This is a genomic window from Pseudomonas sp. TH43 (assembly GCF_016650635.1).
Taxonomy (GTDB): Bacteria; Pseudomonadota; Gammaproteobacteria; order Pseudomonadales; family Pseudomonadaceae; genus Aquipseudomonas.
The window spans coordinates 1,029,526-1,041,642 of the sequence record NZ_JAEKFI010000003.1 but is presented as its reverse complement, the minus strand read 5'-3'; the positions used below and the strand labels follow the sequence as shown (position 1 = coordinate 1,041,642).

The 12,117-nt window shown below is 51.6% G+C and carries 7 protein-coding genes and 4 pseudogenes; 1 reads left to right on the top strand and 10 read right to left on the bottom strand.

All coding sequences use genetic code 11. The features are described from left to right. Positions 1–45: 45 nt before the first annotated feature. From JFT81_RS14395 to JFT81_RS14355, 9 genes and pseudogenes are all read right to left on the bottom strand, one after another. The gene (locus JFT81_RS14395; protein ID WP_201227814.1) at positions 46–393 is read right to left on the bottom strand and encodes a toxin VasX; all 348 of its coding nucleotides are present in this window, start codon (positions 391–393) and stop codon (positions 46–48) included. 2 nt (positions 394–395) lie between these two features. Further along, positions 396–1,441: pseudogene (tssI, locus tag JFT81_RS14390) on the bottom strand (type VI secretion system tip protein TssI/VgrG); the annotation flags it as partial. A 76-nt stretch (positions 1,442–1,517) separates the two neighbouring features. Beyond that, on the bottom strand, positions 1,518–2,249 hold the full coding sequence (locus JFT81_RS14385; protein ID WP_201227813.1) for a hypothetical protein: 732 nt from the start codon (positions 2,247–2,249) through the stop codon (positions 1,518–1,520). A gap of 146 nt (positions 2,250–2,395) precedes the next feature. Beyond that, entirely contained in the window at positions 2,396–3,073 is a 678-nt protein-coding gene (locus tag JFT81_RS14380) for a permease (RefSeq protein ID WP_201227812.1), read from the bottom strand. A gap of 60 nt (positions 3,074–3,133) precedes the next feature. Continuing rightward, positions 3,134–6,526 carry a toxin VasX gene (locus JFT81_RS14375; RefSeq protein ID WP_201228100.1) on the bottom strand — a complete coding sequence of 1,131 codons (3,393 nt, stop codon included), beginning with the start codon at positions 6,524–6,526 and terminating at the stop codon, positions 3,134–3,136. After that, positions 6,519–7,406, bottom strand: a complete 888-nt coding sequence (locus JFT81_RS14370; RefSeq protein WP_201227811.1) for a DUF4123 domain-containing protein — start codon at positions 7,404–7,406, stop codon at positions 6,519–6,521. The genes JFT81_RS14375 and JFT81_RS14370 overlap by 8 nt, the downstream gene beginning before the upstream one ends. Beyond that, positions 7,403–9,184 (bottom strand): annotated as a pseudogene (gene tssI, locus JFT81_RS14365) (type VI secretion system tip protein TssI/VgrG); the annotation flags it as partial. The gene JFT81_RS14370 and the pseudogene tssI (JFT81_RS14365), both read right to left, overlap by 4 nt. Before the next feature lie 96 nt (positions 9,185–9,280). Next, positions 9,281–9,436: pseudogene (locus tag JFT81_RS14360) on the bottom strand (type VI secretion system tube protein Hcp); the annotation flags it as partial. A gap of 8 nt (positions 9,437–9,444) precedes the next feature. Continuing rightward, a complete protein-coding gene (locus tag JFT81_RS14355) occupies positions 9,445–10,113 on the bottom strand; it encodes a hypothetical protein (RefSeq protein WP_201228099.1) in 669 nt (222 codons plus the stop codon). 237 nt (positions 10,114–10,350) lie between these two features. On the opposite strand from JFT81_RS14355, the gene JFT81_RS14350 reads away from it, so the two are divergent. After that, positions 10,351–11,576 (top strand): IS3 family transposase gene (locus tag JFT81_RS14350; protein WP_201226805.1). Its coding sequence is split into 2 segments (ribosomal slippage): positions 10,351–10,702 and positions 10,702–11,576, totalling 1,227 coding nucleotides; the frame shifts between segments, so codons are not numbered across the junction. Positions 11,577–11,996: 420 nt separating this feature from the next. Here JFT81_RS14350 and JFT81_RS29460 read toward each other — a convergent pair. Next, a pseudogene (locus JFT81_RS29460) lies at positions 11,997–12,116 on the bottom strand (type VI secretion system tube protein Hcp); the annotation flags it as partial. Position 12,117: the final 1 nt, after the last annotated feature.

The window sequence follows — 12,117 nt, the reverse complement described above, 5'->3', positions numbered from 1 at the left end:
AATCGACTGCTTGCATAAAGAACTTACGTTCGGATTTACTCTTGATTACCTGAAGGCACTTTTTCGCGGTCCATGTATTTCGGAATATGTGACATAGAGCGTGCTGAGTTTGGAGTACGCCAACACTGGTTTCTTGATTGGCTTATCACGCAAGTCACTTTGTACTTCCGTGCCTTGCCAGAGCATAGCGCTTACCACACCATCAATGACCCGAAACTCTGATAACTCGCCATTCTGACTGTCGATCACATAGAGCCAGCCATCGCACAGCAGGCGAATACCTATAGGGCGAGTACCGAGTTTATAAGGGACAGGGAGTTCGCTCGACGGATCCAGTGCTGTGCCATTGACGAATCCATAGCGCAACGGCAGCAATTGAATTTTGCCCTTCATCAGTGGAACTGGACCTTGACGCGGCCGTACTGGTCGCAGTGAATCTCTTCACCTTTCGGGCCGGTCACCACGGCGCTCTGGCTGCCGAGGATGCGTGATTTGGCGTGGCGCAGGGGCGGGCGGTTGGGTACGTCCCACGGGGTGGCCTGGAAGCGGTTGCGGTAGCCCTGGTGGAAATCGTCTTTGAGGGCGGTGGTGTCGCTGGTCACCGATTCTTCGAGCACTTGCGGCTGTTTGCCTTCGTGGTGGACTTCGGTGAGCAGCCAGAGGTCGTTCCACTTGGCTTTCGGATGCGCAGTGAGCGCGAGGAAGTGCCCGCTGACCAGCAACGGCTGATCGCTTTTGCCTTCGGCCAACTGGAAGTCGCTGCGGTGGCGTCGAGGGCGCGTTTGGCCAGGTGTTTGCCGCGCGCGCGGTCGACGAAACGGCCGGGGTAGTCGTAATCCTCGAGGTCGGGCAGGGCGTCGCCACGGTTTTCGCTTTCGAGGGTGAGGCGCGGTTTTTCGAAATCGTAATCGCGGCGCGTGGTGCGGCTGGTGCGGGTTTCCAGGCGCAGGTCGAAGCGCTTGATCACCGGGTCGCTGGCGACCATGCCGGAGTCTTGCTGGTAGGCCACGGGTTGGAGTTTCGGGAACACCGTCTGGTCATCGCCGAAGATCAGTTTGTGGCCGGCCACGCTGTGCTGGAAGTGGTAGTGAATGCCTTCTTCTTCGCACAGGCGCTGGATGAAATGCAGGTCCGATTCGTCGTACTGCACGCAGTAGATGCGCTCGGGGTAGACCGAGCCGGTCTGGAAGGCGTAGGCGTTGCTCTGGATGCCGTGCTCTTCGAGGACCATGCCGATGATTTTCGGCACGCTGAGGTTCTGGAAGATGCGCTGGTTGATGCGGTGCGCGAGGTACGCCAGTTGCGGGCGCAGGGTCACCGAATAACGGGTCAGGCGTTTGCCCGAGTCGCCCTGCGCGGCGCGATAGATCTGGCCGTGGATGCCGCTGCCGTCGGGCGACAGTTGCAGGAAGGTCGGTTTGTGCAGGAGGGTTTCGAGGTCCACTATGTTTGCTCATTGGCCAGCTCAGGTTTGAAACTAAAACCTAGTTGCTGGCTTTTTGATCTTGCAAAAATAATTAATTTTTGTCGCGGCCCTCTTCAAAATCTGTAGACGGTCGAGTAAATTTTTTTGCGAATACTAAGAATTTGTCAATGTCCGCTTTAGGTAGGTGTACCGGTATATAAAGGTAGTTATCTTCAAGGCGCATTTCTGGATTGTGACGGCGCTGAACGGCAACTAAGTTCCGCTTTCTATCGGTAATTACTAGGTTTGGTCGGTCCCAAGTGAATCTTAAACTTTTTGTTGGGTTTTTCCAATTTAAAAGATGTATGGCGCTCACAATAGAGATTCCAGCGGTACCGGCCAGTAGCCATGCTGCTGATGGGTTGAAGATAATAAATATGAAAACTGTGAAGATGAATATCCCAGATAGCCATTTGAAGAAGGTTTCCGCAAACTTCGGGAAGTGGGTTTTGTATTTGACATCGATTTCTTTGTCGGTAACAATATAGTGGTATATATATTTTTGCCGTATAACTAAGGTCCAGAAATATAGAGTCATACATAGACATACAATTCCGAAGGGTGCGCTTAGGAATGTTGAGCGTTGCCGTAGTGGGAGCTCAAGATAAAATATTTCATATATTCCATTTAAGAGTGCGGTTAGTCCGATTAGGGTAAGTACAACCATGCCTATGTCCATGATTGAAGTATTGTGAGGTAATGCTTTGATTGTCCAAGACATCTGGACTTCGCCCGCAATTGGTTGTTGTTCGATGGCGCTTTCGTCTGATATTGAAGCAGTCATTTAGTTTTCTTAAGCGTATTAGCACCACGGCGCCCTGCACTCAACCGCCAGCGTTTGATTTGGATGTGTGTAATTGCCAAATTTATTTCGCTTTCCCTGTCAGTCTGGTGGCTGGAGGTGGCCGGCTATTCAGTTAATTTAAAAAATCATTGTTCCCATTTTTTTTGTGTATATATGGCGGTCTCGGGCAGCAGTGTCTTCAATGTTTTTAGGTATTTTTCGAGCAGCTGTTTGTCTGGAAAACGAGCTTCAAATCCTACCGTTTGATCGGTGCAGTGAGTAATTACCATTAGTCTTTCGTGATCGACGGTGACGAAGTTATAGTTATGCCACAAGGTGCTATTTCTAGTGTGCGTTTCATTTTTCCAAAATAATAAAAATTGGGCAGAGGCTAAAGCCATCGCAACTGGGCCTATCAAAAATAAGAAAGACCCAGTATAAATTGCCGTTCCAATGAAGGATAAAATCGCTAGCGCCGCGATGCTCTTAAATAAAGTACCTGCGAAGTCAGGGTAGTGGAGATAGTAATCTACTCGTCCTTTTTCAGAGCTTATCGTATAGTTGTAGACAGTTTTCTGTCGTACGATTACCATTATAATATAGGTGGCAAATGCAATGAGTGCTAGTCCGGTAGTCGCTGATATTCCTATGCTATTATCAATTTTTACGGACGCTAACCAAGCTGCATACAAAAAGATTAAAGAGAACCCTACGATAATTTGAAGTTCGGCCTGTCTGATTTTTCTGGGCGACGCAGGGATTGCTTTGGTTGTCCAAGACATTAGAGGCGTATGTTCCTCTTGTGCTTTCAACTGCTTTTGCATATGGACCTCACAAATCGATCGGGTGACTGGTAATTGCGCGTGTAGAAATAATAGGAGTTCTTATTCTGTCACTGCAAGAATTAAAGAGTTCGCGCGGTTTGAACTTTTCACTTCGAGTGTTTTAGTACTGAGTCCATCAACTTTTGATACTCCGTTTTGGTCTATTTCTACTTGATATAGATACCCTCGATCATCTGCGCCCGGTTTTAGAATTTGTTTTGGATACCAAATTTGCATTTCGACGAAGTCTGCGTTTTCGCTTGCGGGTACCCAAGTTTGCCAAACAATATCTTGGTTTTCTGGAGGGGGCGCTGGGCAAATCGCTGCGTATGGATCTCGGCTGTACGGCTTGTTTGATATATTTTCAAATGTTTCAGTATTAACAAATTGTCCTTTGTCTAGAAACGGATCTTGAACTAAATCGCTGGTTTTGCTTACGGGAAATATACCGAGAGGGCGTTTGCTGTTTGTGATGTTGAATTCAAGAAGCTTTCCCCGAATGGCGTTGGGTAACCGAAGTTGGATCCATGCCCCGTTTTGTACTTTTACTGGTAAGTATCCGACTCTTGGTGTGTATATGTTTTTTTCTTCGAATGTTCCTTTAACAAATATTTGTGGGCTTAATTGAATCTCTAGCAAGGCTCTCTTTTCTTCTGCGCGGCCATCAGCATCTTCTTGATATTTGCCTTCTTTACTGATTGACCATGCGCATTTTTTAAGCCAAGAACCAATTCCGTCGTGTTTGAAGTAATTTAAAGCTATTGTGGCGAATAGATAAATCACACCGATAATTAACGTTGCAACAGCGAACCAAGGGTTCATCACTACAGCTACTAACTGTCCAGAAATGTTTAGTCCAGCAAGAAGTTGTAGGAGACCACTTGCCGCCATGCCGGCTACGGCAGCAAACTTCACCGTAGCGGCGGTTCTTTCTGCTTGGCTTTCAAGGTCTCCAAAGTCATCAATTATGTCCCATATTTCCGCTGAGGCAGCAGCTAGCCCAAATGCTCCCGCAGCTACTAGTCCAAACTTGAATTTCCCAACTGCGGATGCCCAATCATTTTTTCCACGTACTCTCCAGTATTCCGCTGATTTATTTAATATACCAACTTCTGAACTGTCGATTATGACTGGTTTTGCGTTTTTTATCAGGTTCCAAGGAGTTTCAATGTATACGGCCATCAATAGGTTTAAACTGTAACCTAGTCCATAGCTGAATTTAGTTATGTCTTTCGCGCTGAATTCACCGTCAGAAGTTAGCTCTTTGTAGACGATCGCAGTGTTAATAAGATTGAGCATTATGACGCCCCAAGTGACAGCGCCGGCGTTCATTCCGAATTTTTGTCCCCAAGCCTTGGCTTTGGTATTCCAATCTTTCGCAATATTTGCCGGTAAGCGAGCAAAGTTTCGAATTTCCTCTCTCATTAATTCCGCGTATTTATTGTTCTTGTAGTCTAGTATTCCTGGTATTTTTAGCTCGTGTGTTTGCAGTTTTGTTTCTTGTATTTGAAGCGTGCGGGCTAAACTTTTACGCTGTCCGGTTTGATCAGGGTATAGCCATTGCCGGCGGGTGTCGTTGATCTGCTTGTTAAGTACCTTCCACTCTTGTTTCCAGGCTTTAAGCTTTTCTCCGATTTTCTCGTCGATAGCTGGGCGGTCCGTGGCATTCGTCAGGATATGGCCAATTAGTAAATTACGAGCGAGTATCTGAATGTTTTGTGTTTTTCCCATTGCCAATCTGCTATCGGACGGTACAAGCGCTAAAAGGATTGCTTCGGCTGTGTTCTTGCCTTTGCCAGCAGCCAATTCCTTTACGGCACTGAAAGTATCTTGCACAGGCTGTTTAAGCGCTTTCATCCACGCCTTGTCGGCAAATCCTTCGTGGCTCAGTACTCCATTGAGTTCGCCCGCCCGCGTAGCGAGTGTGGTCATGTCCCCGATACCACTGAGCAGATAACTACCCTGGGTTTCAAACGCGTCTTTCAGTCCAGGTGAAAAGCCAAATCTAATAGTGCCAAAGAGAGTAGTTGCCTTCGCATCTTCTTTAGCGAGCCATTTAGTGATACCAATGTCTTGGATTAAGACTTGCAGAAGTTGAGCGGCGGTTTCTTGTAAGTAGTGAAGGTGGTCAATGTTCGTGGTGTCTATAAATAATCGTAAAGGCTCGGTTCCAATATGCTTTGCCCAAGTTTTGAAGTCGTATTGAGTTTTGCGTATGTTATCTAATAGGATGTTCCCGTTTTTTTCATGGGTTTGAATATATGCATGGGCCCCATCTAGGTTTACTTCGCGCCGCCACTTTTCTCGTGCCTGCCATGACTTAAAGTCAGCTTCGGTTGGCAATGAATTATATTGGGTTTTGAGCTGCTTGCGGATATCAGCTGACTTGAAAGTTTCCGATATTGCGATCATGTTTGGAGAGCCACTCATTCCCCCGAATAAGGCTGCTTGTCGCTCATTTTCAAGTTGTGAGTAATATATGTCCAAGTCGCGCTGATACTGTCTTTTTTTGATTGGGCTGCCGCGAACAGACGCCGGTAATTTATTTTCATCGGCGACATTTGCACCACACAAGGCTTCAACTGTCTGAGCTATTTGGATCTTATGCTCATGCTCTTCTTGCCAAATCTGATAGGCAGCCTGGTCGGCTATCAATTGCGTACCCAAGTCATTAAGCACTGCCAGCGGATCGTCAATAACGACTACTAGCGAACTGTCTTTGTCTGGAACGCTTCCTGTCCAGAAAATATCTGCTGCCACGGGACAGAAAATTGGCTCGCCATCCACTTTTCCCTCTGGTGCTATCGTTGGAATCGCTGAATCACCAAAGCGTTTATCAGATTTAACCGCGTCTTTATCGACGTCGGCGGCGGCATCAGCAAGAGATAACAGCGGCAAGGTGTTGAGTACTGATTGTGTAATGCAGTAAGTCGGTAAATCAAGGGCAGTCATATAGTCTTTGCGACTGCCGGGGTTAGAGCGCATGTGCTCGCAAATTTTCCACGTCCACTGATTCCGCGAGTAGGCTATGTGCAGGTTGTTTTTTCGCGGGTAGAGTAGGTAGCTCTTGCTTTCGCCAGCACTTGATCGCTTGTCTTTTCCTGTATCGGCATCTGTCCATTTGATGCGAGTCAGTTGTCCTGTACTCGTTGAGTAAATGTATTCGTGCAATGTCTTATCCGTTTCGTCGTACACGTAAACGTAACCCTTGTACAACTGACGCAGCGTATATCCTCGAGTTTTAAGGGATGGTAGCGCCGACCATTTTCCCGACTTGAGAAGCGGCTTGAGCTTTTTCGGATCTTCATCGTATCGAGAGCGATCCAGCGCATAGCGCATCGGAACGATGGCGACATCGGGGCCGGTGAGGGGGCAGCCGCCAGTGGCTTTTGCTGTGGTGGTGGGGAAACAGGCGTTGCGCTGTTGTTGGAGTGTTCCGCTCTTGTCAGCCATTTGCAGTGTCCTTTGCTTCCAGCGCTTGCTGGCGATAATCATCCAGTGCTTCGATACGCAGTTCGGGTGCCAAACGCCCTTTGTCGGGGTTTTGGCTCAGCCATTCTTGATAGGGGCTGTCAGGGCGAGTGGCGAAGTCTCGTCCCCAGTCAACGCAGGTTTCCGCCCATGTTACCAGTCCTCGTTCGCTGACCAGCCCCCAAGCGCTGCCGCTGTCTAGAACGTGTTCTAGCCACCACTCAGTTTGATCGCTGTTTAGCAGTGAAAATGTTTGAGCGTCGCGGGTGTTCAACCAGGCGTATAAGCGCTCTTTGAACTGCCATCGGTAGGCGAGTTCCAGAGCCGTGATTTGTTGCTCGCCGAGCAGGGCGAAGTTTTTGTCACGAGGGTCCTTTGACTGCGGTCTCGCGAACGGTGTAATCGGTGTATCGCTCGCGGACCGCCAGGTGTGGATCGGCGTCTTGATCCAAATTGTCTCTATAGGTCCCAGCACGTGACTGAGATGCTCCGGCCCGTAGCTGGAAAGCCAGTGATGCATGACGAGGGGATCGGCGAAACGCAAAAGACCTTCGCTGCCGTGCACATCTGGCGGACAGATAAAGTGTCGTAAGTGATCTGCTACTTCATTGAGTGAAGCGCGGCTGAACAACGGACACGAATCGGCTTGAGTCAGGTGGTTTTGCTGCCAGTCTCTGAGGACGGAAGAGTTCCCCTGCGGCTTCACGAGTATCGGCCCCAAATCCTTCAACTCTGCCCACCGCGTTCCCAAGTACAACGGTTCGATCTCTAACGGTTCGCCAAGTTGATACAGACTTGGGATCGCATCAGGACGCAGGACTCCGTCGATCAGCAAAAAGTTGGCGTTCGACGGGTAACTCATTTGGCGGCGTCCTTCGCTGCTTGCGCGGCAGCTTTCTCGCAAATTTCACAGCGTGGCGTGCGACGCATCAACGCCTGCCGCTGCGCCGGCACCAACAGCTGCCCGGCCTTATCCGCATCCGCCTGCTTCAACGGCCCCGGCAACAACGGCGCTGCCCCAGTGCCACTGCCCGGTCCACCGCCCGAGTTGATGTTGATCACCGGCCCGCTCATGGTCACGCCGCCGGCATCGATCTTGATGAAGCTGCCACCACCGACCAACGTCAGCTCTGCGCCAGCCTCCATCACCACTTTCATGCCGCTGCTCAGGTGAATTTCCTGCCCCGCATCCATGAACTGCCCAGTACCAATCTTGACGTGCTGATTCACCCCAACCGTCAGGTGATCACTGGCCTGCGCTTCAACTTTACGGTCCTCAAAAACGGTGTGATGTTCCTCCGCCTTGAACTCGCTGTAGCTGTTCTTCTCAACCGTATCGTGCCGCTCATTACCAACCCGAATCTTCTGGTCGTGCTCGATGTTTTCATCCCAATCCCGCTGAGCATGCAGATAAATCTGCTCCTGACCTTTTTTGTCCTCAATACGCAGTTCGTTGTAACCGCCACCACCCATCGAGCTCAGGGTCTTGAACGTGCTGCGCGTCTTGTTCGCCGGCAGTGCGTACGGGACGGTGTTTTCCTTGTGGTACAGGCAGCCGCTGATCAGCGGTTGGTCGGGGTCGCCTTCGAGGAAGGTGACCAGCACTTCCATGCCGATACGCGGGATGGCGATGCCGCCGTATTGGGCGCCGGCCCAGGCGCTGGAGACGCGTAACCAGCAGCTGGTTTTGTCGTCGGCCTGGCCTTCGCGGTCCCAGTGGAACTGGACTTTGACGCGACCGTATTCGTCGCAGTGGATTTCTTCGCCTTTGGGGCCGGTGACCACGGCGCTCTGGCTGCCGAGGATGCGTGATTTGGCGTGGCGCAGGGGCGGGCGGTTGGGGACGTCCCACGGCGTGGCCTGGAAGCGGTTGCGGTAGCCCTGGTGGAAATCGTCTTTCAGCGCGGTGGTGTCGCTGGTCACTGACTCTTCCAACACTTGCGGCTGTTTGCCTTCGTGGTGGACTTCGGTCAGCAACCAGAGGTCGTTCCACTTGGCTTTCGGGTGCGCGGTGAGCGCGAGGAAATGGCCGCTGACCAGCAACGGTTGATCGCTCTTGCCTTCGGCGAGTTGGAAGTCGCTGCGGTGGCGTTCGAGGGCGCGTTTGGCCAGGTGTTTGCCGCGCGCGCGGTCGACGAAACGGCCGGGGTAGTCGTAATCCTCGAGGTCGGGCAGGGCGTCGCCACGGTTTTCGCTTTCGAGGGTGAGGCGCGGTTTTTCGAAATCGTAATCGCGGCGCGTGGTGCGGCTGGTGCGGGTTTCCAGGCGCAGGTCGAAGCGCTTGATCACCGGGTCGCTGGCGACCATGCCGGAGTCTTGCTGATAGGCCACAGGCTTGAGTTTCGGGAACACCGTCTGGTCATCGCCGAAGATCAGTTTGTGCGCCGTGGCGCTGTGCTGGAAGTGGTAATGGATACCTTCTTCTTCGCACAGGCGCTGGATGAAATGCAGGTCCGATTCGTCGTACTGCACGCAGTAGATGCGCTCGGGGTAGACCGCGCCGGTCTGGAAGGCGTAGGCATTGCTCTGGATGCCGTGTTCTTCGAGGACCATGCCGATGATTTTCGGCACGCTGAGGTTTTGGAAGATGCGCTGGTTGATGCGGTGCGCGAGGTACGCCAGTTGCGGGCGCAGGGTTACCGCCCGCAAAAGCGGGCCAACGTACGCGAAATTCTGAAGGGGCGTAAACAACATCGACCAGCAGAGCTGGTCGATGTGTGAAACGATCAGCCGTAATTAAACGACTGGAGCACGCCAGTCATCGGAACCCGAAGTATCGGATACTCGGTGGGTACAGGTGATTTTGCGATAGGTGAACTGCACTTCTTCCAGGTGGGTGAAGTGCGAGTTACCTGGATCCTGGCAGTTGTGCATTTTGTTGTTGATGGCGACATAGGTAATCATGAGCGATGAATATTATCGAAGTCATCGGCTTTCGGAGTTGCATGTATCCCTTTTGCTTCTTGAGCGCGGTAATACGCCTCAATCGTCAACGATGGATCGATACGCGCTTTCACGATACAGGGTTCTTTTTGCCATGGATATTCCTGCAACTGCTTGGCCAACGACTTCTGGCCGCCTGTGATCCATCCTTTCTCCGACTGTTCTCTCCATCGTCGTGGGTTGCGGCCAGTTTTTGCGTCGTGGGCGACTGTCACGGGATCAAGTTGGCGACTCTGCTCAAGCACAGGCAGGTCAGGCAGCGGCTGCGTGATATCCATGTAGCGTTGTAGACAATCCCAAAAAGCGAGTGCGTTGGCCTGATCCAGCCCCAGCGAGTGAACCTTGGTCGCCAGGCAAATTTTGTTGTCGGTATAGCGATGATGCAGCCACAGCGCGTAGTCGTGGGAGCCGAAGCCATTAGGAAGTAACTGAAGCACCGGGTCGAACTCTTCAAATGGTGCAACGAATAGCTTGCGGAAACGCCTTTTGAACCTGAGCATGCCATCAGTTCGATTAAATTCGCTGCCATCGTGCGTGCTGATTTTGCTATGAAACCACAATAATGCGTCGGTTCCGAGGGAGGCTACGAAATATAGAAAGACGCCTCCCCACAGGGCGATACTCATTGAGCTCGTATTGAATAGTGAACCTTTTAACCAATAGGTAGTAATTGCACCGGCTACAAATCCTAAGACTTGCATGTGGTGAACAAACTTATTGCCCGTCATGAATAACACTAGAGAGGTGAGCATCAAAATGGCAGTGGAAATACCAATGAACGCGCCACCCGTAGTGCCAGTGAACGAGCCCCATGAAAGACAGGACACCGTTTCCCCCTTACGATAAGGGATAGGCAAACGGTTATGTTTATGACTAACAGCAACGATAAGAATGGGGAGCTTTTGGGCCAGGAGCGGCGGCGCCGCTGGAGCCCAGAGCAAAAGCTGGCCATGGTTCGCGAGAGCCTTGAGCCAGGGCAAGGTGTGTCGGTCGTCGCTCGGCGCAACGGCATCAATGCCAACCAATTATTCCTGTGGCGCAAGCTGTATCAGGACGGCAGCCTGTCGGCGGTCAGCGCGGGCGAAGCCGTGGTGCCGGCCTCCGAGCTGAGCGATGCGCTCAAGCAGATCCGTGAGCTGCAACGGATGCTGGGCAAAAAAACGATGGAAGCGGAAATCCTCAAAGAAGCCGTGGAGATCGCCCGGTCGCGAAAATGGATTGCGCACTCACCCTTGTTGCCGGGGGACGACCAGTGAAACTGGTCAGCGAATGTCTCGGTGTGGCGCGCTCGCAATTAACGGTTCGAATCAAGCAATCGGTATCGCCCAAGACACGGCGAAGCAGGCCTGTGAACGACGCTGAGTTGGTGGCCGAAATCCAGCAACAGGTCAGCGAACTGCCCAGCTATGGCTACCGTCGAGTCTGGGGATTGCTGCGTCGCGTCCGTGAAACCCAGTTGCTACCCGCGATCAACGTGAAGCGGGTTTACCGGGTGATGCGTGATCACAACCTGCTACTTGAACGCCGGATCAAACAACCCGGCGTGCCGCGTCGGCACGAAGGCCGTATTGCGGTGCAAACCAGCGATACGCGTTGGTGCTCGGACGGCTTTGAATTCCGTTGCGAGGACGGCGCTAAACTGAGCGTGACCTTCGCCCTGGACTGCTGTGATCGCGAAGCCATCGGCTGGGTAGCCAGCCCAACCGGGTACAGCGGCGATGACATCCGCGACTTGATGTTGGAAAGCGTGGAGAAGCGCTTCGGTGATCAGCTGCCTGCAACGCCGGTGCAGTGGCTCAGCGATAACGGTTCGGCCTACACCGCCGAACAGACGCGCCTGTTTGCTCGACAGATCGGCTTGCAGCCGGTGACCACACCGGTGCGTAGCCCACAGAGTAATGGCATGGCAGAGAGCTTCGTGAAGACGATCAAGCGTGATTACGTGGCGCACATGCCCAAGCCGGATCGAGAAACGGCGCTGCGTAACTTGGCAATTGCCTTCGAACATTACAACGAGCAGCATCCGCACAGCGCCTTGAACTACCGTTCACCGAGGGAGTTCAGGCGCTTGGCAGTGGCATCAATTTAACGGGGAGTTGGTGTCCGGTTTTGAAGGGGCAAGTCCAGCCAGGGGCTCCATGTCCTAACTCTATTCCTATGGAACCGAAGACCCCAAGAGTCCAAGGTGCCCAAATGAACGAAAAACTTACGAGCTTAAGTACGAAAAGAAAATGTGGCACTTTGCTGGAGTTTTGAAATTTCCAGTGTTTATTTGTGCAGTAGGTTTCTGTATCGTACTCTTCTTTTTTATTCGGGGTGGCAAGTTTGATAGCTTCAAGTTGTGAACTGACTTCCACCTCCGGCTCTAAATTGGCGTAATTTCCAAAGGCCAGATGAGTGGAAAAGTTTCCTGACCTATTAGCGTTCTCCACCCATTTTGGAGGCGGTAGTGGCGAGTCGCTGTTGCCGCGGTACGAGCCTGTTGCGTAAGGGGTGTTTGCCCTGACAGTCATTTAGGAAGCTCGGCTGTCCAGGTAATTTTGCGGTAAGTGAACTGCACTTCTTTCAGGTGGGTGAAGTGCGAGTTGTCTAGACCCTGGCAATTGTGCATTTTGATGTTAATGGTGACA

Excerpts from the sequence above, each read along its gene's own strand:
- JFT81_RS14395 (WP_201227814.1), bottom strand. The coding sequence starts at position 393 with ATGAAGGGCAAAATTCAATTGCTGCCGTTGCGCTATGGATTCGTCAAT.
- JFT81_RS14385 (WP_201227813.1), bottom strand. The coding sequence starts at position 2,249 with ATGACTGCTTCAATATCAGACGAAAGCGCCATCGAACAACAACCAATT.
- JFT81_RS14380 (WP_201227812.1), bottom strand. The coding sequence starts at position 3,073 with ATGCAAAAGCAGTTGAAAGCACAAGAGGAACATACGCCTCTAATGTCT.
- JFT81_RS14375 (WP_201228100.1), bottom strand. The coding sequence starts at position 6,526 with ATGGCTGACAAGAGCGGAACACTCCAACAACAGCGCAACGCCTGTTTC.
- JFT81_RS14370 (WP_201227811.1), bottom strand. The coding sequence starts at position 7,406 with ATGAGTTACCCGTCGAACGCCAACTTTTTGCTGATCGACGGAGTCCTG.
- JFT81_RS14355 (WP_201228099.1), bottom strand. The coding sequence starts at position 10,113 with ATGAGTATCGCCCTGTGGGGAGGCGTCTTTCTATATTTCGTAGCCTCC.